At 68.9% G+C, this 22,433-nt stretch carries 21 protein-coding genes and 1 riboswitch; of the genes, 9 read left to right on the top strand and 12 right to left on the bottom strand.

Annotated elements, in window-relative coordinates:
* The first annotated feature begins 22 nt into the window (after positions 1-22).
* Entirely contained in the window at positions 23-496 is a 474-nt protein-coding gene (locus tag BOX37_RS15655; RefSeq protein ID WP_071928294.1) for a hypothetical protein, read from the top strand.
* A 24-nt stretch (positions 497-520) separates the two neighbouring features.
* Here the strand turns inward: BOX37_RS15655 and BOX37_RS15650 are convergent, their stop codons facing one another.
* Positions 521-2,065, bottom strand: a complete 1,545-nt coding sequence (locus BOX37_RS15650; protein WP_071928293.1) for an MFS transporter — start codon at positions 2,063-2,065, stop codon at positions 521-523.
* Positions 2,066-2,137: 72 nt separating this feature from the next.
* A complete protein-coding gene (locus tag BOX37_RS15645) occupies positions 2,138-3,058 on the bottom strand; it encodes a D-alanyl-D-alanine carboxypeptidase family protein (RefSeq protein ID WP_071928292.1) in 921 nt (306 codons plus the stop codon).
* A gap of 106 nt (positions 3,059-3,164) precedes the next feature.
* Between BOX37_RS15645 and BOX37_RS15640 the strand changes: the two genes are divergently transcribed.
* Positions 3,165-4,181, top strand: a complete 1,017-nt coding sequence (locus BOX37_RS15640; protein ID WP_071928291.1) for a glutathione S-transferase family protein — start codon at positions 3,165-3,167, stop codon at positions 4,179-4,181.
* A 27-nt stretch (positions 4,182-4,208) separates the two neighbouring features.
* Here BOX37_RS15640 and BOX37_RS15635 read toward each other — a convergent pair whose 3' ends face one another.
* Positions 4,209-4,928 carry a class I SAM-dependent methyltransferase gene (locus tag BOX37_RS15635; RefSeq protein ID WP_071928290.1) on the bottom strand — a complete coding sequence of 240 codons (720 nt, stop codon included), beginning with the start codon at positions 4,926-4,928 and terminating at the stop codon, positions 4,209-4,211.
* Positions 4,929-5,248: 320 nt separating this feature from the next.
* On the opposite strand from BOX37_RS15635, the gene BOX37_RS35820 reads away from it, so the two are divergent.
* The 4 genes from BOX37_RS35820 (at position 5,249) to BOX37_RS15615 (ending at position 8,008) form a co-directional block, all read left to right on the top strand.
* Positions 5,249-5,377 carry a hypothetical protein gene (locus BOX37_RS35820; RefSeq protein ID WP_276207256.1) on the top strand — a complete coding sequence of 43 codons (129 nt, stop codon included), beginning with the start codon at positions 5,249-5,251 and terminating at the stop codon, positions 5,375-5,377.
* 58 nt (positions 5,378-5,435) lie between these two features.
* Positions 5,436-5,978, top strand: a complete 543-nt coding sequence (locus BOX37_RS15625; protein WP_167659950.1) for an HNH endonuclease — start codon at positions 5,436-5,438, stop codon at positions 5,976-5,978.
* Complete coding sequence (locus tag BOX37_RS15620; RefSeq protein ID WP_071928288.1) at positions 5,975-6,229, top strand: WhiB family transcriptional regulator; 255 nt, start codon at positions 5,975-5,977, stop codon at positions 6,227-6,229. Before BOX37_RS15625 ends, BOX37_RS15620 begins: the two co-directional genes overlap by 4 nt.
* A gap of 111 nt (positions 6,230-6,340) precedes the next feature.
* Positions 6,341-8,008, top strand: a complete 1,668-nt coding sequence (locus BOX37_RS15615) for a substrate-binding domain-containing protein (RefSeq protein WP_071928287.1) — start codon at positions 6,341-6,343, stop codon at positions 8,006-8,008.
* Between the two features lie 132 nt (positions 8,009-8,140).
* On the opposite strand, the gene gcvP is transcribed toward BOX37_RS15615, so the two are convergent.
* The 7 genes from gcvP to BOX37_RS15580 all read right to left on the bottom strand — a co-directional run bounded on the left by gcvP (position 8,141) and on the right by BOX37_RS15580 (position 15,326).
* On the bottom strand, positions 8,141-10,951 hold the full coding sequence (gene gcvP, locus BOX37_RS15610; protein WP_071928286.1) for an aminomethyl-transferring glycine dehydrogenase: 2,811 nt from the start codon (positions 10,949-10,951) through the stop codon (positions 8,141-8,143).
* A 160-nt stretch (positions 10,952-11,111) separates the two neighbouring features.
* A riboswitch (glycine riboswitch) is annotated at positions 11,112-11,209 on the bottom strand.
* An 84-nt stretch (positions 11,210-11,293) separates the two neighbouring features.
* Positions 11,294-11,851 carry a MerR family transcriptional regulator gene (locus BOX37_RS15605; protein ID WP_156910422.1) on the bottom strand — a complete coding sequence of 186 codons (558 nt, stop codon included), beginning with the start codon at positions 11,849-11,851 and terminating at the stop codon, positions 11,294-11,296.
* 169 nt (positions 11,852-12,020) lie between these two features.
* Positions 12,021-12,494, bottom strand: coding sequence for a bifunctional nuclease family protein (locus BOX37_RS15600; RefSeq protein ID WP_071928284.1), 474 nt, complete (start codon positions 12,492-12,494; stop codon positions 12,021-12,023).
* Between the two features lie 237 nt (positions 12,495-12,731).
* Positions 12,732-13,514 (bottom strand): transcriptional regulator FtsR, encoded by a 783-nt coding sequence (ftsR, locus tag BOX37_RS15595; protein ID WP_156910421.1) that lies wholly within the window; start codon positions 13,512-13,514, stop codon positions 12,732-12,734.
* A 70-nt stretch (positions 13,515-13,584) separates the two neighbouring features.
* Complete coding sequence (odhI, locus tag BOX37_RS15590) at positions 13,585-14,070, bottom strand: oxoglutarate dehydrogenase inhibitor Odhl (RefSeq protein ID WP_071928282.1); 486 nt, start codon at positions 14,068-14,070, stop codon at positions 13,585-13,587.
* Between the two features lie 179 nt (positions 14,071-14,249).
* Positions 14,250-14,648 (bottom strand): glycine cleavage system protein GcvH, encoded by a 399-nt coding sequence (gcvH, locus tag BOX37_RS15585; RefSeq protein ID WP_071928281.1) that lies wholly within the window; start codon positions 14,646-14,648, stop codon positions 14,250-14,252.
* Between the two features lie 42 nt (positions 14,649-14,690).
* Positions 14,691-15,326, bottom strand: a complete 636-nt coding sequence (locus BOX37_RS15580) for a CDP-alcohol phosphatidyltransferase family protein (RefSeq protein WP_071928280.1) — start codon at positions 15,324-15,326, stop codon at positions 14,691-14,693.
* 132 nt (positions 15,327-15,458) lie between these two features.
* Between BOX37_RS15580 and BOX37_RS15575 the strand changes: the two genes are divergently transcribed.
* The 3 genes from BOX37_RS15575 (at position 15,459) to BOX37_RS15565 (ending at position 18,511) form a co-directional block, all read left to right on the top strand.
* A complete protein-coding gene (locus tag BOX37_RS15575; protein ID WP_071928279.1) occupies positions 15,459-16,856 on the top strand; it encodes a DUF2252 domain-containing protein in 1,398 nt (465 codons plus the stop codon).
* A gap of 100 nt (positions 16,857-16,956) precedes the next feature.
* Positions 16,957-17,847 carry a hypothetical protein gene (locus BOX37_RS15570; protein WP_071928278.1) on the top strand — a complete coding sequence of 297 codons (891 nt, stop codon included), beginning with the start codon at positions 16,957-16,959 and terminating at the stop codon, positions 17,845-17,847.
* Positions 17,848-17,890: 43 nt separating this feature from the next.
* On the top strand, positions 17,891-18,511 hold the full coding sequence (locus tag BOX37_RS15565; protein WP_240505360.1) for a phosphatase PAP2 family protein: 621 nt from the start codon (positions 17,891-17,893) through the stop codon (positions 18,509-18,511).
* 24 nt (positions 18,512-18,535) lie between these two features.
* Here BOX37_RS15565 and BOX37_RS15560 read toward each other — a convergent pair whose 3' ends face one another.
* Both BOX37_RS15560 and BOX37_RS15555 read right to left on the bottom strand, forming a co-directional pair.
* The gene (locus BOX37_RS15560; RefSeq protein ID WP_071931541.1) at positions 18,536-20,467 is read right to left on the bottom strand and encodes an acyl-CoA dehydrogenase family protein; all 1,932 of its coding nucleotides are present in this window, start codon (positions 20,465-20,467) and stop codon (positions 18,536-18,538) included.
* 162 nt (positions 20,468-20,629) lie between these two features.
* Entirely contained in the window at positions 20,630-22,126 is a 1,497-nt protein-coding gene (locus BOX37_RS15555; RefSeq protein WP_071928277.1) for a sugar transferase, read from the bottom strand.
* Positions 22,127-22,433: the final 307 nt, after the last annotated feature.

Genomic DNA, 22,433 nt, shown 5'->3' with positions numbered 1-22,433 from the left:
CCAGTGAGGAGAACCCGCGCCCATGTGGCCGTCCGGCTGGCCGACACCAGCCCGCACCATCGCGATCACGATCGAATCGGCCGTCACCGCCGCACAGGCCGCCGACGAACCGGCGTTCACCACCGCCGTCACCGACCTCGCCGCGCTCCCCGCCGACCAGGTGGGGTCGGTCCTGTCGACGATGGTGCGCGAACTCCTCGAGGTCGCGCACCCGGACGGACTCACCGGCGACGACGTTCGCGCCGTCCTGAACGCGGTACTCGGCCGCTCGATCACCTGGCTGCCGACTCTCGCCCCCACAACAGTGATCAGCGTCCTCACCGGTGCACTCGGCATCGCTGACCCTGACGAACAGGATCGCCCCGACACCAACCCCCAGCCCGCGGCGATTCTGCTCATCGACTACCTCGCCACCCGCGCTCGGGTGGCGCCCCACCACGCCGTCGAGCGAGCCGTCGCCGAGATCGCCAGGGCCGAAACCATCGAAATGCCCTGACGCCCCGCCGAGCCCGGTCGAGCGCTACGTGACTGCGGCGCGGTGGCGGGCCGAATCGAGCGCGGTGTACGCCGCCGCGGCCAGGATCAGGCAGGCCGAGACGAGCAGGGCCACATCCAGGCCGTGGTGGAACGCGACCTTTCCGGCCTCGATCGCCTCGTTGACTTTCGACAGGTACTGCAGATATGGCGTGATGTTGGTGCCCTCCGGGATGCGGCCGCGTTCGACGGCTTGGATGGCGTCGGGCTGCAGGGTGGTCGGCAGGCCCACTTCGTCCATGCGCGCCTTCAGGTCCGCGGACAGGAACGCGCTCACCAGCGCCCCGAGGATCGCCACACCGAAGGCCGAACCGACCTGACGCATCGTATTGGTCACCGCCGCGGCCATACCCGAATGTTGCGCCGGGACACCGGACATGACAGCCGAAGTCAGCGGCACCACCGCGATCCCGAAGCCGAACCCGGCCACCGCCATCGCGGCCGACAGGGTGGGGTCGTGCAGTTCGCCGGCCAACTCGTAGCGGGTCAGCAGGATTCCGCCCGCGCCGAGGACACAGCCGAGGATCATCGGTACACGCGCGCCACGCCGCGCCACCCAGTAGCCCGCGGCCAGTGACCCGACCACGATCGCGGCGGCCATCGGCGCGAACACGGTGGCGGTGCGCGCTCCCGAATACCCCTGCATCACTTGCAGATACAGCGCGGTGAAGAAGAAGATCGAGAAGATGCCGAAGTAGACGGCGAAAGCGACCACCAGCGCGCTACGCACGGCGGGCAACCGCACATAGTGCAGGTCGAGCATGGGTGCGCGCGCTCGCCGCTCGACGACGATGAACCCCGCGAAGGCCAGACCACCGAGCGCGAACAGCGCGAGCACCGACGGCGAGGTGTAGCCCCAGTCCGGGCCAACGGTCGCGGCATAGATGACCGTACCGAAAGCCGTTGCGGCCAGCAGGGCTCCGGCCCAGTCGACGGGTGCCTCGCTCGGGTCGGAACTCTCCGGCACCGACCACAGCGCGGCGACCAGCGCCACCCCGGCGACGATGAGGTTGAACCAGAAGATCGACCGCCACCCGTACGCGTGGACCAGCACGCCGCCGAGCACCGGCCCCGCCGCCAGCGCCAGCCCGGACACCGCCGCCCACACACCGATCGCCTTGGCGCGCGTGCGGCCGTCGGGGAAGACGTGGCGCAGCACCGACAGGGTTCCCGGTTCCGAGGCCGCGGCGCCGAGGCCCATGATCGCGCGGCCGGCGATGAGCATCGCGACACTGCTCGCGGCCGCGCACACGACCGAGCCGACGCAGAAGATCACCAAACCGATGATCATGACCTTCTTGCGGCCGTAGCGGTCACCGAGTGAGCCGCCCGCCAACATCAACCCGGCGAAGACCACCGTGTAGGAGTTGACCACCCACTGCAGCAAGGTGACATCGGTACTCAACTCGCTCCGGATGTCGCCGAGCGCCACACTCACGACGGTGGTGTCCAAGAAGGTCACGAACACCACGATCACGACTGCGCTCAGTGCGATACCCGGCCGTCCCGGCGCACCCGGGGCTTTGGCCATCGGTCTCACCGGCACAGGGTACTGGCGAGATCATCCCAGTGCTGACCGAGTCTCACCGGCACCGCGCGTCGGTCAGCCCGCGGCGGGTTCGAGCACGCGCAGGACCGGATCGTAGGCCCAGTTCAGCATGCGCACGGCGTCGTCTTTCGCCGCGGCGCTGCTGTGGTCGGAGCTGTGCAGCACCACGCCGATCAGGGGGATGCCCGCCCGGACCGTCTCGAACAGCAGGCAGTGTCCCGCGGCATTGGTGTTGCCGGTCTTGATGCCGATGGTGCCGGGGTATTCCTGCAGTAGCCGGTTCGTCGTCTTCCAGTGGCGCTCACGGTTACCCGGGCCCGCGGGGACGTGGAAGTCCCTGGCACCGACGATCTCGCGGAACAGCGGCAGGGTCATCGCGCGCACGCCGAGGGTGACCAGATTCGCCGGGGTCGAGTACGTCGTGTGGTCACCCGGGTTGGGCAGCCCGCTGGGGTCGGTGAAATGCGTTCCCGCCAAGCCCATGAACCGCGCGGTGTCGTTCATTCTGGCCAGGAAACCGCCTTGGCCGGGTCCGAAGGACTCGGCGAGGGCGTAGGCGGCGTCGCAGCCGGACGGCAGCAGCAGCGCGTACAGCAACTGCCGGGCGGTGAGGACTTCGCCGGGGGCGAGTCCGGCGGTGCTGCCGTTGTGTCGCGCGCAGTAGCCGACGGCCTCCCCCGGTATGGTCACCGGCCGTTCGAGGTCACCGTCGACGATCACGACCACCGCCGTCATCACCTTCGCGATGCTGGCGATCGGGACCGGAGTGTTCGCCTCCCGCGACCACAGCACCGTTCCGGTGACGCCGTCCGCCAGTGCCGCGCCCGTCGCCTGCAAGCCGTCCGGCCCCCGCGCCGCCCAGGGCAGCAGACCATCGGAGCTTCCGGTGGGTACCGCGGCCGCGACACCGTGACCGAGCGCGACGACGACGACCCCAGCGACAACAGCGTGCAACACCCGGGCAAATGTCCGCATGACGACACATACTGCCGTACGACACCCGCGACACCGGGGATTTGCGACCTCGTTTCCGCGAGTCCGGTCCGCGCCCACCAGCAGCGGGATCTGCCAGACTGGGGAGGTGAGCGATACCGATGCGGGTACGGGCAGCTACGTCGAGGCCGGGGAGTTCCGCCGCGACACCAACTACATCACCACGCGGATCACCGCCGACGGTCGCGACGGCTACCGGGTCGAACCCGACCGCTACCGGCTGGTCGCGGCTCGCGCCTGCCCGTGGGCCAACCGCACGCTGATCGTGCGCAGACTGCTCGGGCTCGAACCCGTGCTGTCGTTGGGCCTGTGCGGACCGACGCACGACAAGCTCAGCTGGACCTTCGATCTGGACCCCGGCGAGGTCGACCCGGTCCTCGGCATCCACTACCTGCGTGAGGCCTACCTGGCCCGGTTCCCCGACTATCCGCGCGGCATCACCGTGCCCGCCGTCGTCGAGGTCTCGACCGGCCAGGTCGTCACCAACGACTACGCCCAGATCACCCTCGACTTCTCCACCGAATGGACCGCCTACCATCGGCCCGGCGCCCCGCAGCTGTATCCGGCGGCGCTGCGCGAGCAGATCGACGAGATCAACCGGGAAGTCTTCCGCGACGTCAACAACGGGGTCTACCGCTGCGGTTTCGCCGGCGAGCAGGACGCCTACGACGCCGCCTATACCCGCCTCTTCGCCGCCCTGGACCGGCTCACCGATCGCCTGCGCACCCAGCGCTACCTGGTCGGCGACACGATCACCGAGGCCGATGTGCGCCTGTTCACCACACTGGCCCGGTTCGACCCTGTCTACCACGGCCACTTCAAGTGCAATCGCAGCAAGCTCAGTGAGATGCCGGTGCTGTGGGCCTACGCCCGGGACCTGTTCCAGACACCCGGTTTCGGCGACACCGTCGACTTCGGACAGATCAAGGAGCACTACTACGCGGTGCACCGCGACATCAACCCCACCGGCATCGTCCCGGTGGGCCCGGAGCTGTCGAACTGGTTGACCCCGCACCACCGCGAGGAACTGGGCGGACGCCCCTTCGGCGACGGCACTCCCCCGCCGCCACCGCTGCCCGCGGAACAGGTTCCCGAGATCGGGTGAGATCGCTTGGCCCTCAGCCGATTCGCGTCACGGTCGTTTGCGGGCCTCGATGAGGTAGCGCGCCGAGTGGGCGACGAACGGGCCGTCGGTGACGATCCGCTCATGGAGCTCGCGCAGGCGGTCGCGGTAGGTGTCGACACGGAAGCCCGGAACGATCCAGATGACCTTGCGCAGGAAGTAGATCACCGCGCCGATGTCGTGGAACTCCATGCGCAGGCGTTCGGATCGCAGGTCGGTCACCGCGAGACCCGCGGCTTCGGCACCGTCGCGCGCGAGCTCGGGATGGCGGCGGCGACGCACCTCCTCGGGCTGCGGACCGAGAAAGAACTCGCACAGCTCGAACACACTCGCCGGGCCGACGTGCTGGGCGAGATAGACACCTTCGGGTTCGAGGACGCGGGCGATCTGCGCCCAGTGCACGACGACCGGATGACGGCTGATCACCAGGTCGAAGGCCCCGTCGGCGAACGGCAGCGGCGGCTCGTCGTCGTCGGCCACGACCACCACGCCACGGGGACGCAGCAGGGCCGTCGCCTTGGCGACATTCGGCGGCCACGCCTCCGTCGCGACGGTGACCGGCGGTAGCTGCGCGACACCGCCCAGCACTTCACCGCCACCGGTCTGAAGGTCGAGCGCGGCGGACGCCACCGCCAGCCGCTCCCCGATCAGCCGCTGATATCCCCACGACGGGCGTTCCTCGGTCGCCCGTCCGTCGAGCCAGGAGAACTCCCACCCGTCCACCGGCACGGCGGCCGCTCGTCAGGGAGATGGTCTGCCGCGGCACCGTGGCGACCATCCGGCGTGAAGGCCGCAAGCCCGGTTCGTTGTTCGCGCTGAGGGGATCCGGCCACCGCGCGGAGCAGCTACGCCGGACCGAGTAGGCCTGCTCCTCGGCGCCGTCGCCACGCACCTGGACGACCCGAAGCCGTGACCGGCCGGCAGGCCCGAACTGTCCGTGACCGGAAATAAATCAGCCGACATTCGACGGCTCGTGTGCCACCATGAATTCCACGCCGGTGATTCAACCCGACGGTACCGACGACCAGCATCGAGAGGAGGAGACGGCCGTGCAACCCCTTGCGCCACAGCGACAGTCCGACAAGACCTATCGTCGCGAGGACCTGGCCCCCAGCGTGTCGCAGGAAGCGACACCGACGGGCAACCATCGCGCGGCCGGTCTCCGGATCGCGGCCTGACCGCCCACTCCCCGCACTGTCCGCTGACGTTCGATTCTCTCGAAACATGGTGATTCCCATGACGATCCGTCATGTCGTCGACCCGACGGCACCCACGTCCGACACCTGGATACGCACCAGGGTGCTCGTGCTCAACGCCAGCTACGAGGCACTCGACGAGATCACCGCCGACCGTGCCGTGACACTGCTCATCAGCGGCGCCGCGGAGACCGTCATCGAGCGGGCGCCGCGGTTCCCGATCCGGTCCCAGCACCTGGTGATCGGATTACCGGAGACCATCCGGCTGCTGCGCTACGTCTACCTGGCCCACGTGGCCCCGGTCGGCGACGACAGCCGCGCCACGCTGGCCGGTGTGCTGCGCCGCGACAAGCACCGGTGCGGATACTGCGCCGACTGGGCCCAGACCGTCGACCACATCCGCCCGCGCAGCCGGGGCGGACCCAACACCTGGAGCAATCTGATCGCCTGCTGCGCGCCGTGCAACGCGGGCAAAGCCGACCGCACCCCGGAAGAGGCGGGGATGCGGCTGCTGTGGGAGCCCAAGGCGCCCGCCCCGCTCGCCCGTACGCAGCGCCGGATCTGGAAGGAGTACGCGCCGTGACCACCACCGACCTCGCACTGACCGAACTGCTGACCCTGTCCGATTCGGGCCGGTGGCACCGCGCCGCCTGCCGCGGTGACCCCAACCACGAGGCGTGGTTCCCGTACCCGTCGCAGGACTTCGACTACGCCCGCGAGATCTGCGCCGGGTGCCCGTTGCTCGCGGGGTGCACCGAGTACGCGGCGCGGACGGGCCAGTCGGGGGTCTGGGGCGGCCGCGAATACGACCGCGGCCGGGTGATCCGCGAGTAGCGGCCACGGGCCGGGTGCCGGACATGCGCCCGGCCCATCGCTGTGAACTGGGGCGATGCGCACGGGCATGCACTGTGTCAGTCCGTCGTCGGCACTCCTTAAACTTGCCGCGTGGGTACACATCGCAGCGGGACCAGATCTCGAAGCATCAGCAAAGGTCCGGTGATCGCGGCATCGGTACTCGTCCTGGTGCTCGTCGGCGTGTTCGGGTGGTTCCAGCTCAGTGATCGCGCGGCGAGCACCGATGTCGCGGCCGCCGCCGAATGCGTGGAGGGGCCCGCCTCCCTCGACATCACCGTCGACCCGGCGATCGCGGGTCCGGTCCTCGCCGCCGCGGACCGCTACAACGCGAGCAAGCCCCGCGTGCGCGACCACTGCGCCCAGGTGAAGGTGTCGGCCCGCCCCTCGGAGGCCCTGGTCGCCGGGCTCGGCGCGGTCGACCAGTGGGATCCGGCGCTGGGCCCGAAGCCGGGCCTGTGGATCGCCGATTCGAGCCGGTCGATCGATCTGGTTCGCGTACCCGGGCTCATCGAGGGCGCGCCCGCCTCCATCGCCACCAGCCCGATCGTGCTCGCCGTTCCCGACGCGCTGCGCCAGGCGCTCGAGCAGTACCAGATCACCTGGTCCGACCTGCCTCGCCTGCAGCAGGGCTCGCTCGACGAGGTCGGGCTGTCGGGCTGGGGCGGGCTGCGCATGGCGCTGCCCGTCGGTGACGCCACGACCGCTGCGGCCGCCGCGATCGGCGCGGAGATCTCGGGCACCGAGCCGCTCACCGAACAAGCCGCGGGCTCGGGTCAGGTCGTCGCCGCGATCTCCGGGCTGGCCGCGGGCGCGCAGACCCCGGCGGACCTGATGACGGCGACGGCGGCCATCAGCGACGATCCCACCGCCGACGACATCCACGCCGTGGCCGCCACCGAGCAGCAACTCGGCGTCGGCGGTCTCACCGCGTTCCGTCCAGCGGGCACCGCGCCGATCGCCGACTATCCGGCCGCCGTGATCTCGGGCCCGTGGGTCGACACGACGCAGAACCTGATCGCCTCGCGCTTCATCGACTTCCTGCGTGCCCCCGAGTCGGCCGGTGCCCTGGCCGCCGACGGGTTCGGCCCGGCCATCGGCTCTGCCCCGGCGAACCCGTCGAAGGAGGCCCTGCAGAAGGTGCGCGCCACCCTCGCCAACCCCGTCCTCGGGGTGAACGCCACGGTCCTGCTCGACGTGTCCTCCTCGATGGGGACCGCGGAGGGCTCGATGACCCGCCTGGCCAACGCGGGCGCCGCGATCGCCTCGACCCTGCAGGTGATGCCGCCGGACTTCGGCCTCGGTCTGTGGACCTTCGGCAAGAACCTCGACGGGACCACTCCCTACCAGGTCCAGGTCGAGACCGAGCTGCTCACCGACAACCAGCGCACCGCGGTGGCCTCGGCCGTCACCTCCACACGCGCGAGCCAGCTCAGCGCCGACCAGGCCTATCCGAGCCTGCTCGCCGCCTACCGCGCCGCGATCACCGGCTACTCCCCCGGCCGCACGAACTCGATCTTGCTGATCACCGACGGCCCCGACGACGACTCGACGCTGAGCGGTACCGATCTGATCAACCAGATCGCCGCGGCGACCAAGCCCGGCACACCGGTACGCATCGACGTCATCGTGGTCGGCGGCGAGGGCTCCCAGACCCTGCAGACCGTTGCCGAACAAACCGGTGGCACCTACACCCGTCTGTCCACCAGCAACGATCTGGGCTTCGGCACCGCGGTGGTCAAGGCGCTCACCACGCCCTGACGCTGCAAGGAAACTCCACCAGCGCAACGGGCGCCCCGCGCGCCGCCGACGCCGCGATCGCGGTGGCTCGGCTGCCGGGTGGCCGCGAAAGCCCGGACCACCTGGGTGGTCCGGGCTCATCAACGCGGAGCGTCAGTCGGCGTAGGCATCCAGCGGCGGGCAGGAGCACACCAGGTTGCGATCACCGAAGGCACCGTCGATGCGACGCACCGGCGGCCACACCTTCGGCCGGGTGTGGCCCACACCCCGTGGGTAGACCGCGATCTCGCGGCTGTAGGGGTGATCCCATTCGCCGACCAGACTGGCCGCGGTGTGTGGGGCGCCGCGCAGCGGGTTGTCGGTGACCGGCCAGACCCCCGCCGCGACCTGGTCGATCTCGGCACGGATGGCGATCATGGCGCCGATGAACTCGTCGAGTTCCTCGAGGTTCTCGCTCTCGGTGGGCTCCACCATCAGGGTGCCCGCGACCGGGAAACTCATGGTCGGGGCGTGGAAACCGTAGTCGGCCAGGCGCTTTGCCACATCGTCGACGGTGACGCCGGTCTGCTTGGTGATCTCGCGCAGATCCAGGATGCACTCGTGGGCCACCATGCCGTTCTCGCCGGTGTAGAGGACCGGGAAGTAGGCGTCGAGGCGGCGGGCGATGTAGTTGGCCGAGGCGATCGCGGTCAGGGTCGCCGCGCGCAGGCCCTCGGCACCCATCATCCGGATGTAGGCCCAGGTGATCGGCAGGATCGAGGCCGAACCGTACTTCGCGGCCGACACCGCGTGCGAGTCGGTGGCGAGCGGATCGCCGGGCAGGTACCGCGTCAGGTGCGAGCGCACCGCGACCGGGCCGACGCCGGGGCCGCCGCCGCCGTGCGGGATACAGAAGGTCTTGTGCAGGTTCAGGTGGCTCACGTCGCCGCCGAAGCGGCCCGGACGGGCAAGGCCGACAAGGGCATTGAGGTTCGCGCCGTCGACGTAGACCTGGCCGCCCGCATCGTGCACCAACGCGCACAGCTCGGCGACTTCGTGCTCGTAGACGCCGTGTGTGGACGGGTAGGTGATCATGATGCACGCCAGCCGCTCGGCATGGTCGGCGATCTTGGCACGCAGGTCGTCGAGGTCGACGTCACCGTTGGCCCGGCACTTCACCACCTCCACCCGCATGCCGACCATCGCCGCCGACGCAGCGTTGGTGCCGTGCGCGCTGGACGGGATCAGGCAGGTGTCGCGGTGGTCGTCGCCGCGGTCGAGATGGTAGCGCCGGATCGCGAGCAGGCCCGCGTACTCACCCTGGCTGCCCGCGTTGGGCTGCAGGCTCACCGCGTCATAGCCGGTGATCTCGGCCAACCACTGCTCGAGGTCACCGATCAGCTTCAGCATGCCGGGCACGTCCTCGGTGGGCGCGAACGGGTGCAGCCGGGCGAAACCGGGCCAGGTGATGGCCTCCATCTCGGCGGTGGCGTTGAGCTTCATGGTGCAGGAACCGAGCGGAATCATGCTGCGGTCCAAGGCGATGTCCTTGTCCGACAGCGATCGCAGATAACGCAGCATGGCGGTCTCGGTGTGGTGGCGGGTGAACGCCGGGTGCGTCAGGTACGCCGAGGTGCGGGTCTCGATCGCGACGGGTTCCGCGCCTGCGCCGATATCGGAAGCCGAAGCGGTGCCGAAGGATTCGATGACCGAGGCCACGTGGGTGTCGGTGGTCGCCTCGTCACAGGCGATCGCCACGTGATCGGCGTCGACCAGCCGCAGGTTGATGCCCTGCGATTTCGCCTTGGCGACAACGGCTTCCGCGCCGCCGGGCACGTGCGCGAGGACCGTGTCGAAGAACGCGCCGTGCACCACCGCGTCACCGAGACCGGCAGCGATGGCAGCGGCCTGACCATGCACCCGGCGCGCGATCGCGCGCAGCCCGTTGGCGCCGTGGTAACTCGCGTACATGGCGGCCACGATGGCCAGCAGCACCTGCGCGGTACAGATGTTGGACGTCGCCTTCTCGCGTCGGATGTGCTGCTCACGGGTCTGCAGGGCGAGGCGGTAGGCGGGGGCGCCGTCGGCATCGACCGACACGCCGACCAAGCGGCCCGGCAACTGCCGGGCGAAGGCGGTGCGCACGGCCAGGTAGCCCGCGTGCGGGCCACCGAAGCCCATCGGCACACCGAACCGCTGGGTGGTGCCGAAGCACACGTCGGCGCCCTGCTCGCCGGGCGGGGTGATCAGGGTCAGCGCCAGCAGATCGGCACCGGCAGCGACCAGCGCGCCCCGCTCGTGCGCGGCGGTGAACAGCGCGGTCCAGTCGACGATGCGCCCTGACGCGCCGGGCGTCTGGACCAGTACGCCGAAGAACTCGCCCTCGGGCAGCACCCCGGTCGACAGCTCGGCTTCGACGATCTCGATGCCCAGCGGCTCAGCCCTGGTGGCGAGGATGGTCTTGGTCTGCGGGAACAGATCGGCATCGATGAGCAGCCGCGGCGACTTCGACTTGCCCGCGCGGCGCAGCAGCGTCATGGCCTCGGCCGCGGCGGTGGCCTCGTCGAGCATCGACGCGTTGGCGACGTCCATGCCGGTCAGGTCCGAGACCATGGTCTGGAAGTTGAGCAGCGCCTCGAGGCGGCCCTGGCTGATCTCGGGCTGGTACGGGGTGTAGGCGGTGTACCAGGCCGGATTCTCCAGCAGATTGCGCACGAGCACCGGCGGGGTGAGCGTGTCGTAGTAGCCGAGGCCGATCATCGAGGTGGCGACGGTATTGGCACCCGCCAGCGCGGCCAGCTCGGCGAGCACCTCGTGCTCGGAGGCGGGGGCGGGCAAGGCGCCCAGGCCGGACTCGTCGAGGATCGTGGCGGGCAACGCCGTGGTCGCGAGCGCGTCGATGGACTCGACACCGACGGTCGCGAGGATCCGGGCGAGTTCGTCGGAATCGGGTCCGATGTGGCGGTCGGCGAACAAACGGGTCACGGCAGCTCCAGGTCGGGCGGGTCGACCTCGTGGTCGACGGGTACCAGCCCTCCCCCTCTGTCTGTGCGCCTGAGAGATTCGGCGACCCGGCCAGGTGGTGCGGCCGTGCCCCTTTCCCCGTGGGCGGGCAGCCGGGTGCCACCGCTTTCCAGAGGCGTCGAATCATCGCGCGGTCCCTGTTGCCTGAGAGATTGACGGGGAGGTGCTGCTCCTTCGGCGCCCGGACTCACGAATCCAGGACTCTCCCGCACGACGGCGACGCACCAACGAGTCTAGAACGAGCAAACCCCCGGCCGCGCCACCAGGGGCACGCCGGGGGTGTAGTGCTCATCACTCTTGTTACTAGCCGGTCTTACGGTTCTCTCGCGCCTTGCGCCGATAGGACAGTTCGTCCTCGGGGCGGTCGGTGATGGCGGTGGCCCGTTCGGCGGGGAAATCGGCGATCGCCCCGGTCAGTTCTCGCATGGCACCGCTGACCGCGATGCCGAAGACGCCCTGCCCGCCCTGCAGTAAATCGACTACCTCCTCGGGCGAGGTGCACTCGTACACCGAGGTTCCATCGGAGAACAGCGTGATCCCCGCCAGATCAGCCACGCCGCGGCTGCGCAGGTGATCGACGGCGATCCGAATGTTCTGTAAAGAGATTCCCGCGTCCAACAGCCGTTTCACGATCTTGAGGACAAGGATGTCCTTGAACGAGTACAGCCGCTGACTCCCCGACCCCGCCGCGCCTCTTATGGACGGCACGACCAGCCCGGTCCGGGCCCAGTAGTCGAGTTGACGGTAGGTGATTCCCGCGACCTGACACGCACTGGGCACCCGGTAACCGACCAGATCGTCCGGCACCGAGTCGTCCGGGAACAAGCCAGGCTGAACCACATCCTGCGTTTGCTCTTCCACTGACCGCTCCTTGCTCTGCCGACGTTCGCTGGCCCCACAGTCACGACGGATGTTGCCCGACCTTCGAGGTTACTCCTGCCATTGTCCGACGAGCACAGTCGTCACACCAAGCACCACGGACGGCGATTCCCTAGACCTCTACTTCAGGTATAGAAGATCGCCCGGTCGATCAACTGTCGGTGGCCTTGAAATCGTCGGGCGAGACCGACTCCAGGAACTCCTTGAACTTCTCGACCTCGTCCTCGCGTTCGTCGGGCATCACCAGCCCCGCCTCGACCAGGACCGGCTCCTCCGCGTAGATCGGGCATCCGACGCGCAACGCGATCGCCACCGAATCCGACGGCCGCGCGGAGACTCGGAGATCGCCGTCGAAGACCAGGTCGGCGTAGAAGGTGCCCTCCTGCAGATCCACGATCCGCACTTCCTTGAGGGTGTGCCCGAGTTCGGTGATCAGAATCTTGATCAGATCGTGAGTGAGCGGACGGATCGGGGTGACCCCCTCCTGCTCGAGCACGATCGCGGTGGCCTCGGCCTGCCCGATCCAGATCGGCAGGTACCGCTCACCGTCAGCCTCCCGCAGCAGCAGCACGGGCTGGTTCTGTGGCTGTTCGACACGAATGCCGATGACGCGCATCTCGCTCATCCCTCCACCTCGCTTGCGCTCGGCTCCGGCATGATCGAGGACTCGACTGTGTCCACTGTTCGCTCGCTACGCTCACTCACGCGTTGCCCTGCCTCCCATACTCGCCGCCGGCCTGGCACGACCCCTGCCCAGCTCGACGTACCACGAGTCTAGGCGAATTCCCGGCCGGGCAACGAGGACGTTTCCGCCGAAATCGGTGCGTTGCCGGGGTTATACCGGATCACCGGGTCGGGTGTGTCAGCCACCGAGTGCGGTGCGCACCGCGGCTTTCACCAGTGCCGCGTGCAGGTTCAGTGACAGTGCCGCGAGTTCGCGGACGGTCTCCTCGGCCCTGGCACGTGCGTCGGCGTCGCGACTCTTGGCGATTGGCGCGGCGATCTGGGCAACCAGTGCCGCCTCTCGGTCGGCGGCCAATTTGAACGCGCGCAGGTGCCGGGCCTCCAGCCCGAACTCGGCCATCGCTGCGGCCGCGCGTGCCAGCGTGACCGCATCGGGCTCGAAGAAGCCGCCCGCTCCGGGGACGATGAGTCCCGCGCGCAGCAGATCGTCGAGGAAACGGTCGTCGATCTCGGCCCTGGTGAGCACATCAGCCCTGGTGAGCCGCACGCCGACTTCGACGCGCAGTTCCTCGGGGGTGATTTCGCCCGGCACGACACCGAGCCTGCGGGGCGCGGCCGGAGCCGCGTCCTCGGTCCCGGCGCCCGCGGAGCCGGACCGCTGTCCGGACTCCGCGGCACCCCGGTGGTGGGCGCGGGCGCGCGCTTCACGCACGCCCAGCGTCGCCGCACCGCTGTCGATCGCCTCCAACTGCTCCTTGATCACCTTCAGCGGCAGATACTGATCGCGTTGCGCGGTCAGCACGAAGCGCAGCCGCTCGTAGTCGGCAACAGAAAACCGTCGGTATCCCGACGGCGTTCGTTCCGGCCGGATCAGGCCCTCGGATTCGAGGAACCGGATCTTGGAGATGGTGATATCAGGAAAATCAGGTCGCAGCAGGTCGAGAACGGAGCCGATCGACATCCCTCCGCGCGCCCACTGCGCCGCTCCCGTCACAGCACTGTGCCCTTCGCGGGCACCAGCACCGTAGGGGTCATCGCGACCCCGCGCCCGACGCCGATTCGTTCGCCTGGGCGCGCGGCCCGGTCAGGAAGACCAGCCGGAACTTGCCGATCTGGACCTCGTCGCCGTTCTGCAGCTCCGAGGAGTCCACCGGCTCCCGGTTGACGTAGGTGCCGTTGAGGCTGCCCACATCGACGACCTGGAACGAGTCGTCGTCCTGACGGAACTCCGCGTGCCGACGGCTGACGGTGACATCGTCGAGAAAGATGTCACTGTCGGGATGGCGGCCGGCTGATGTGGTCGGCTGATCCAGCAGAAAACGCGAGCCCGCGTTCGGGCCACGCTTGACCACCAGGAGGGCCGCGCCGACCGGCAGGCCCTCGACGCCCTGCACCGGCTGTTCGCCGGCCGGCTCTCCGGAGCGCGACGCGTCGACCTCGTTGAGGAAGTCCGCGCGGAAGACCGATGTCGTCTCGGCCGCGGTCTCCCCGTAACCCGGGTCCCTGTTCTCGCTCACCGTTTCTCTCCTCCTCGAACCTGATTATCCATGCAAACAGGTGCTGTATTCGGCGACACGACCGGCGCGATCACATCGCCAGGAAAAAGATCCCGGCGTCGATTTCCCCGACGTATCCGCTTGGCTTTGACCGTACCCTGCCGGGGCGCACCCGTGCAGGGAGAACTGTGAAGGCTGACTCAGCCCCCGATAACTCCTTGATAACCCGCCGCATCCAGCAGTTCACCAAGGGCGGAATCGAGCGCTGCCCCGTCGTCGAAGGCCAGCTCGAACAGCCATCCCTCGTCGTAGGGATCGGTGTTGAGCGTCTCCGGCGACTGCACCAGATCCTCGTTCACCGCAACGACTTTCCCGTTCAGCGGAGCGTAGATGTCGGACACGCTCTTGGTCGACTCGACCTCGGCGATGCTCTCGCCGGCGGTCACGTCCTTGTCGACCTCGGGCAGCTGCACGAACACCACGTCACCGAGCTGTGACTGGGCGTAGTCGGTGATACCGACGCGGACCGCCGTCGGTCCGGTCCGCCGTACCCATTCGTGCTCCTCGGTGTAGTGCAGATCCTCGGGGGTCCGGGTCACAGGACGTCCTTTCGTCGTCAACGTTGCACGCAACAGTATCGACTAGCTCCCGCGGTGCGGCACAGGCGGTATCGATCGGGCCACGGCGACCGCCAGCCCCGCGTAGAGCAGCCCGGTCCACACGTACAGTGCGGTGCCCCAGATCAGCAGGGCCCAGCCGAACGCCCAGCCCAATCCGGCCCCCGCCCAGTCCATTTCCCCGGTGAGTATCCACGGCAGGGCGGACATCAGCGCGAATGTGGCGGCTTTGCCCAGGTAGATCACGGTCGGTGCGGGCAGATCACGGCGTTTGTACACCGACAGCGTCGCGGTCAACACCAGGTCACGACCGATCAGGATCACCGCGATCCACCACGGGATCAGCCCGCGCGCGACGAACGCCACCAGGGTCGTCACCAGATACAGCCGGTCCACGAGCGGGTCGAGCAGCGCGCCGAGGCGCGAGGCCTGGTCGAGCATCCTGGCGAGTTTGCCATCGAGGAAATCGGTGATACCGCTGGCGATCAGCAGGGTGAATGCCCAACCGTCGGCATGGCGAACCAGCAGCAGCCAGAGGAACACCGGTATTCCGATCAGGCGGAGCATGCTGAGCACATTGGGCACGGTCAGGATGCGGTCGCTGAACACGCCACCGGTTTCGGTGTCGTGCGTGCCCGGCGTTCCCGATTCGGTTGCCACGCCCCTGCTTACCGCACCGACCCCGGGTTGCGCCATCCGGCCACGCCGAAACTCCCCCGACGGCGTCCACATCGGGCCTGGTCGTCGCCACCGCGCTGCCGCCCGCACACCGAACCGCTAACCTCGGCGGTCGTGTCTGTCAGTGGTATCGATCTGCGCTCCTACGTCTCCGCCGAGGATGCCCGCGAGCGCGGTCGCGCCGCCCGTGAACAGGTTCCGGTCACCCTGCGCGATCGGGCCGCGCACAGCCCGGATCGGCCCGCGGTGCTCGACTTCGTCGCGACCAGCAATCGCGGCCGGATCGACCGGCTCGTCCCGCTGCGCATCGGCCGGATGACGGCGACGCCGTTCACCTTCTTCCGCGGAGCCGCCGGGTTGATGGCCGCCGACCTCGCCGCGGGTCCGGTCAGCGGTTTGCTCGCGCAGATCTGTGGCGATGCTCACGCTGCCAACTTCGGCCTCTACGGCACTCAGCGCGGCCAGATCGTCATGGATGTCAACGACTTCGACGAGACGATCGTCGGACCGTGGGAGTGGGACCTGGAACGACTGGCGGCGAGCCTGGTGCTGGCCGGCCGGGAGAGCGGCGCCACCGAGGACGACTGCGTCCGCGCCGCGCGCGATGCCGCGTGGTCCTACCGGCACACCATCGACGACCTCGCGACGATGCCGTTCATGCAGTCCTGGAGCGTGCTGCACGACGAGTCGATCCTGACCACCGCCAAGGCCGAGGACCTGCTCGACGACTTCGAGAAGGCCGCCAAGAAGGCGCGCAAGAACACCAGCGCCAAGGTGGTGGCGAAGTGGACCGAGCATCTGGAGGACCACGAGACCGGCATCAGCGAGCACCGGTTCGTCAGTGACCCGCCGATCCTCACCGCCGTCGACCCGCAGGTCGCTGCGGCGGTCATCGACAGCCTGGAACGCTACGCCGGCACCATCCGGGAATCGCGGCGCAATCTGCTGGCCCGGTTCGCGGTCTCGGATGTGGCGTTCCGGATCGTCGGCACCGGCAGCGTGGGCTTGCACAGCTACGTGGCGCTGCTGCACGGCAATGCCGGGGAGTCGCTCGTTCTCCAGGTCAAACAAGCGACCCCGTCCGCGCTGGCGCCGTTCCTGCCCGCGACGGCGCCCCGGCACGAGGGCGAGCGCATCGTGGCGGGCGCGCGGACGGTGCAGTCCGAGACCGACATCCTGCTCGGCTGGACGACCGTCGAGCTGGCCGAGCCGCTGCCGTTCATCGTGCGCCAGTTCCGCAACCTCAAGGGCAGTATCGATCCGGCCGAGCTCTCCGCCGACGACCTCGACGACTACGGCAGACTGGCCGGTGCGCTGCTCGCCAGGGCGCACGCACGATCGCTGGACCCACGGGCGCTGGCGGGCTATCTGCAGACCGACGGAGCCGAGGACGACCGGTTCGAGGCGGCGATCGCCCGGTACGCGGTGCGTTACGCCGACCGCACCGAGGCCGACCACGCCGAGCTGGTCGCGGCCGTGGCGGCGGGTCGACTCCCCGCCGAACCGAGCTGAACACCGGCACCGTCCTGCCCGGCATCGACCGGCGAGCGAGCTACGATGTACGCCAACGGTTCTCGGCCCGCGGCGCCAACGACCCAGAAGGGTGGTCCCCATGCTCGTGCGCGTGCAGAATGCGGCAGGCACCGAAGCCGAGCTCGCACTGTTGGATTGGCTGCGCACCTGGCGGGAGCCGGGCAATCCGCACGGCATCGCCGTCGTCAACTGCAGCATGTTCCACGCCGACCAGCTGCACCACTTCGACGCCGTGGTCTTCACGCCGACCAGCTGCGTGGTGATCGAGGCGGAGTTGTTCGCCGTCCCCCAGGACGGTGTGCTCGAGATCCCGCTCAACGGCCCGTGGATGGTGTCCGGCGAGATCGCCCAGTTCACCGACACGGAGAAGTCGACACCGCTGGAACGCTCGCGCGCGCACACCTTCGCCCTGCAGGACTATCTCGCCGCGCGCGGGCTGGGCCAGCGCGCGGTCCACGGGCTCGGCCTCATCGTGCCGATGCCCGAGGCCCAGATCGACGTCCACCAGGAGTGGACCGATCCCAGCTTCGACGTGATCGTCACCGACGATCCGCACCGGCTGGAGATGTACTTCGAGATGCTGTCCAAGAAGGACCACAACCGCTGGACGGCCAACGACATCGCGATCGTGTTCCGCGGCATGGGCATCCTGCCGTATCTGCCGGGACCGCAGGATCTGCTCGACGAGGGATTCTTCGGCCCGATCGATGTGACGCTGTGGCACGGCGGCCCCAGCCAGGCCCAGGCCGAGGCCTATGCCGAGGAACTGGCCCAGCGCGAGCGCGACGCACAGTCGGGTCGACTGGTGGCGCCGTGGTACAGCCCGTGGAAGCTGTACCCGCGCGTCGGCGGCGATCTCCACTTCGGTCGCGCATTCCTGCGGATCACCCTCGCCCTCGGCATGCTCGTCGCCATGGTGTGGGTGCTGTGGATCCTGGTCTCGCTGGTACTCACCTACGGCCCTGCCTGAGCTGTCGGTACCGACCGGAGGGGCGACGGCTACCGTCGCCTCCGTGATCGACTCCGCGACCCGTTCCGGCGCCCTGCGCGCCACGGTGATCGCCGCGGGCGCCGCGGTCACCGCCGCGATCCCGGCGACCTTCCCCGCGGACGGCGGCCCGACCCCACTCGATGCCGCGATGTCGACGCGGATCGATGAAGCGGTCTCCCCGACGCTCGGACAGTGGCTCGTCGCGCCGAGCAACGGGCCCGTGGTGCTGCTGGCACTCATCGCGGGATGCGCCTGGTTCGCACTGCGCCGGCGGTGGTGGGCGGCGTTGACCATGCTGGTGGTGCCCGAGGTCGCGGTGGCGATCAACACCTGGGTACTGAAACCGGTGTGGGAGCGGCAGCTGCACGACTATCTCGCGTACCCGAGCGGGCACACCGTCCACCTGGTCACCGTCGCGACGGCTTTCGCGTGCCTGGTGCGAGATCTGCGCGCACGGTGCGTGATCGCGGCGCTGACCGTGCTCGCGGTACTCGCCCTCGTGGTCGGCATGGTCGAACGCGACCACCACTACCCCACCGATGTGCTCGGCGGCGCCGCGGCGGGAGTCTCGATGGCGGTCGGACTGTGCTGGATCTCGCAGATGCTCCGGACACACGCACGCCGCGCCAGCTCGTCGAGGTGACGAGCGGGCGCGGCGAAAGTGAAACTACCTGCGGTCGAAAACGCTGGCGTCGTGCAGCATCTCGGCGCGCAGCATGGTCTCGGGCACGCCCATCGCCTCGACCAGGGTCAGCGCGTCGGGGCGCAGCCGGTCGACGAGTTCGTTGACGCCGCGACGCACGGCCTTGGCCCGCTCCACCGACATGAACCGGTGCATGATGAACCAGGCCAGGTTCTCCTCGAGCGTGGAATACACGTAGAGATCGCAGACGGTTTCGGCCAGTGCCCTGGCGTCGGGGTCCTCGATGGCGGCGATGCCGTCGACGAATTCCTCGAGTATCAGCCGGTCGATGTGCGCGGCGCCGGCGGCCAGGATGTGGTCCTGGGCGTTGTTGAACGCCTCGAACGGGCCGGTGTCGGCGGCGCGGGCACGCAATCGGTGCGCGGCGGTGCGCAGCAGGTAGTCCTCGCGGTCGGCGAACAGCTGCAGCTGCACCGAGCGCTTGGACAGGTCACCCTCGTCGACGGTCTCGTCGCTGCGGTCGCGCAGGGTCTGGATCAGCTGGCGCACACCCGAACGCTTGCGCACCACATCGCCGGCCATGGTGGCCGCGAACTTCACCCAGCCGAGCGCGTCGAGGTCGCGGACCTCGTCGGAGTAGGCGGTGAGCAGTTCCTTCGCGACGAGCTGGGTGAGCACCACGTTGTCGCCCTCGAAGGTGGTGAACACATCGGTGTCGGCCTTGAGGGTCACCAGGCGGTTCTCGGTGAGGTAGCCCGCGCCACCGCAGGCTTCGCGGCATTCCTGGATCGCGCGGGTGGCGTGCCGGGTCTGGGCGACCTTGAGACCCGCGGCGCGCTTCTCCAGCGCGCGCTGGGCGCCGGGTTCGGTCTCGCGACCGGTCTGCACCAGATCCATCTTGCGCACGAGATCGTTCTGCGCGAAGGACAGCGCGAAGGACTTCGCGACCAACGGCAGCAACCGGCGCTGATGGCTGCGGTAGTCCAGCAGCAGGGTCTCCTCGCCGGTGTCGGGGTCGGCGAACTGCCTGCGGGCCAGCGCGTAGCGCACCGCGATGCTCAGCGCCACGCGCGCACCCGCCGCGGCCGCGCCACCGACGCTGACCCGGCCGCGCACCAGGGTGCCGAGGGTGGTGAAGAAGCGGCGACTCGGGTTCTCGATCTCGGAGCTGTAGGTGCCGTCGGGGGCGACATCGGCGTAGCGGTTGAGCAGGTTCTCCCGCGGGATCCGGACCTGGTCGAAGACGATGCGGCCGTTGTCGACACCGAGCAGGCCGCCTTTGAGTCCGTCGTCGTAGGTGGTCACGCCGGGCAGGTCGGCGCCGCGCTCGTCGCGGATCGGCACCAGCAGGCAGTGCACGCCCTTGTTCTCGCCGCCGACGATCAGCTGCGCGAACACCGCGGCGATGCGCGCGTGCACCGCGGCGCCGCCGATGTAGTCCTTGCGCGCCGACGGGGTTGGGCTGTGGATGACGAATTCCTGCGTGGCCGGGTCGTAGGTCGCCGTGGTCTCGAGGTCGGCGACATCGCTGCCGTGGCCGGACTCGGTCATGGCGAAACAACCGAGCAGGTCCAGCGAGATCAGCTGCTTGATGTGGTCGCGGTGGCGTTCGGTGCCCAGGTTCTCCACGGCACCGCCGAACAGGCCCCACTGCACACCGGCTTTCACCCACAGCGACAGGTCGGTGTAGGCCAGCATCTCCAGCCCGGTGACCGCGCCGCCCGGATCACCGGTGCCGCCGTTCTCCGGCCGGAACCCGCGCTCGGCGTAGCCGAGGGTGGTGATCGCCTTCATCTGGTCGAGCACGCGCTCGCGCTGGGCGTGGTAGTCGAGTTCGGGGTCCCCGAAGAACCGGTCTTCGGCGAGCTGGATTCGTGCCTGTTCGCGGACCGCGCGCCAGGGTCCGTCCAGGGCCGCGCGGAGATGTTCTGCCGTCGTCGATGTGCCGGTAGCCATGAACTCGACCATAGTCGGGCGCCGGTCGAACGGGTCGCCGACGAGTCCGACACGACAATTTTCTCCCAGCGCGTCGGTGTCACCGCCGTCGCGCTCACCGGCAGCGTGCTCGGCCCTGACGCAGACCGGCCCCGTGATCCGCGTCAGTGGTCGGCGGGGTCGTCAGTACGCGCCATCGCCGCGGGTGACCACCCCGATGGTTCGGCCGATCAGGGCGAGGTCGAGGAACATCGACCAGTTCTCGACATAGGAGAGATCGAGGCGCACAGAGTCTTCCGGTGACAGGTCCGAGCGCCCGCTGACCTGCCATAGCCCGGTGACTCCCGGCTTGACCAGCAGGCGCCTGCGGGTCTCGCCGTCGTAGCTGTCGACCTCACGCTGGACCTGCGGGCGCGGGCCGACCACACTCATGTCCCCGCGCAGCACGTTGAAGAACTGTGGCAACTCGTCGAGGCTGTACTTGCGCAGGAATCGGCCGACCGGTGTCACTCGCGGATCGTCCTTGACCTTGAAGAACACCGGGTTGCCGCCGTGACGTTCGATGAGCGCGTCCACGGCGGCATCGGCGTCGACGAGCATGCTGCGGAACTTGATCATCCGGAACGGAACGCCGTCGCGACCGATCCGCTCCGACAGGTAGAACACCGGACCCGCGCTGGTCAGTTTGACGGCCACCGCGATGGCGGCCAGCACCGGCGCCACGAGCACCAGCACGATCGCGGCGAAGCAGAAGTCGAACACCGCCTTGCGGCTGGACTTGGCGCGGCCGTACCGGGGCGGGTCGATGTGCAGCATCGGCATGCCCGCGACGAGCCGGTTGGTCAGCCGGACGCCCGCGATGTCGACGACGCCCGGCGCCACGATCAGATCCACCCCCAGGGGATCCAATGCCCACGCCATGCGTCGCAGTTCGGCCGGACCCAGATGATCGGTCGCGGCGACCGCGACCGAATCGGCCCGGCTGCGGCGCACCGCGTCGAGCACCGATCGATCGTCACCGAGGACAGCCGGACCGTCGCTCGCATCGAACTGTGGCCGCACCGCGCCGGTGGGCACGCACACGCCGACCACCCGATAGCCCGACCCCGGATCACCGGTGAAGGCGGTGGCCATCGCGTGCGCCGCCTCGGACGAACCGACGACGAGCACGGCGGTGTGGCAGCGGCCTTGCGCACGCCACCGCCGCAATCGCAGTCGCCAAGCCGCGCGGCCCACGAGCAGGGCGCACAATCCGGCGGGCAACGCGATGGCGAGATACCCACGCGCCACTTCGACCCGCAAGAGCAGGGCCAGGATCGCGAGCACGCCGAACAGGCCAAGCGTCGCCGACACCAGCCGACGGAATTCCTCGGTCCCGGTGCCGATCACCTGCGGCGTGCGAGTGCCGTACCCGTGCAGCAGCGCCAGCCAGCCCGCGGCCAAGGCCAGTGACACCACCGAATAGCCGACCTCGTAGGGCAGCGGCCAGGCCAGTGGCGGCGCGGCTGGACCACCGAAGCGGATGATCTGCGCGGCGACCACCGCGCCGAACACCGCGACGACATCGGTGACGACCAATCGCTGGACGAACGCGGCCTGCCAACTCTCCCGCTGCGTGCGCAGCATGCCGATGCCACGGACGACATCGAGGTCACCACCACTGGTGAGCTCGTAGCTCATGAACCCACACTCCCCCTCGGGAGACGAATCGTTTCCCGATCCCCATCGATCGGAACGCGGCCGCTGCGGCCGTCCTACTTCCGTCGATTCGATACCCGTCCGCTGATTGTTACAGACCGTCCGGCGGACGTCACACCGAAAAGGCAGTGCCGCAACGTGTTCCAGAGATTAGCCGGAAGACGCGGCCATCGCCCGGCAAGCGCGTCAGAATTCGATTGCCTGTGGACATCAATCCAGTACAGTCATCTCGCCCGGTGAGTGACATCACTTGCGAGCGAGGAACAGTCGCCGTCGCCAACCGATTGCT

The organism is Nocardia mangyaensis, assembly GCF_001886715.1.
Lineage (GTDB): Bacteria > Actinomycetota > Actinomycetes > Mycobacteriales > Mycobacteriaceae > Nocardia > Nocardia mangyaensis.
Note: the sequence above shows the minus strand (reverse complement) of the source record. Positions and strands in the feature narration are given on the sequence as shown.

Coding starts and splice junctions, on each gene's coding strand:
- BOX37_RS15655 (WP_071928294.1), top strand. CDS start 23: ATGTGGCCGTCCGGCTGGCCGACACCAGCCCGCACCATCGCGATCACG.
- BOX37_RS15650 (WP_071928293.1), bottom strand. CDS start 2,065: ATGGCCAAAGCCCCGGGTGCGCCGGGACGGCCGGGTATCGCACTGAGC.
- BOX37_RS15645 (WP_071928292.1), bottom strand. CDS start 3,058: ATGCGGACATTTGCCCGGGTGTTGCACGCTGTTGTCGCTGGGGTCGTC.
- BOX37_RS15625 (WP_167659950.1), top strand. CDS start 5,436: ATGACGATCCGTCATGTCGTCGACCCGACGGCACCCACGTCCGACACC.
- BOX37_RS15600 (WP_071928284.1), bottom strand. CDS start 12,494: ATGAGCGAGATGCGCGTCATCGGCATTCGTGTCGAACAGCCACAGAAC.
- ftsR (WP_156910421.1), bottom strand. CDS start 13,514: ATGTCGATCGGCTCCGTTCTCGACCTGCTGCGACCTGATTTTCCTGAT.
- BOX37_RS15570 (WP_071928278.1), top strand. CDS start 16,957: ATGCTCGTGCGCGTGCAGAATGCGGCAGGCACCGAAGCCGAGCTCGCA.
- BOX37_RS15560 (WP_071931541.1), bottom strand. CDS start 20,467: ATGGCTACCGGCACATCGACGACGGCAGAACATCTCCGCGCGGCCCTG.
- BOX37_RS15555 (WP_071928277.1), bottom strand. CDS start 22,126: ATGAGCTACGAGCTCACCAGTGGTGGTGACCTCGATGTCGTCCGTGGC.